Origin of the sequence: Paraburkholderia sp. BCC1885 (genome assembly GCF_900996235.1) — a bacterium.
In the GTDB taxonomy this organism is placed as follows: Bacteria; Pseudomonadota; Gammaproteobacteria; order Burkholderiales; family Burkholderiaceae; genus Paraburkholderia.
On record NZ_CAAJGM010000137.1, the window covers coordinates 1 to 467 of the forward strand.

At 70.7% G+C, this 467-nt stretch carries 1 pseudogene; it reads left to right on the plus strand.

Annotated features, from left to right (window positions below):
- Positions 1–63 precede the first annotated feature (63 nt).
- Positions 64–467: pseudogene (locus FQ755_RS14300) on the plus strand (FAD-binding oxidoreductase); the annotation flags it as partial.

Here is a 467-nt window from a genome sequence, read left to right on the forward strand (position 1 = left end):
GTTCCGCAAGACGCCGGTCGGCCTGGCCGCCTGAACGACACGCAATTTCCCGGGAGTCCTGGCATGAAGCTCACGCACACCGAAACCGCGTCGCCCTGGCACGAGGGCGAGCTGGCGATCCAGCGCAGGACCGGCGTGGCCGGCAAGATGCACGAGGTGGGCCAGCGCGTGGTGCGCGACTACATGCCGGACCAGCATCGCGAGTTCTACGCGCAGTTGCCCTTCATCGCGTTCGGTGCCGTCGATGAACGCGGCGATGCCTGGGCGAGCTTCCTGAGCGGCCATCCCGGCTTCATGCAGTCGCCCGAGCCGGGGCGGCTGCATGTCGAGGCCGGCGTCGATCCCGCCGATCCGGCCGCGCCCGGCCTGTACGAAGGCGCGGCGATCGGCCTGCTCGGCATCGAGCTGCATACGCGCCGCCGCAACCGCATGAACGGCACGCTGCGCGCGCACACGGCCGGCGGCTT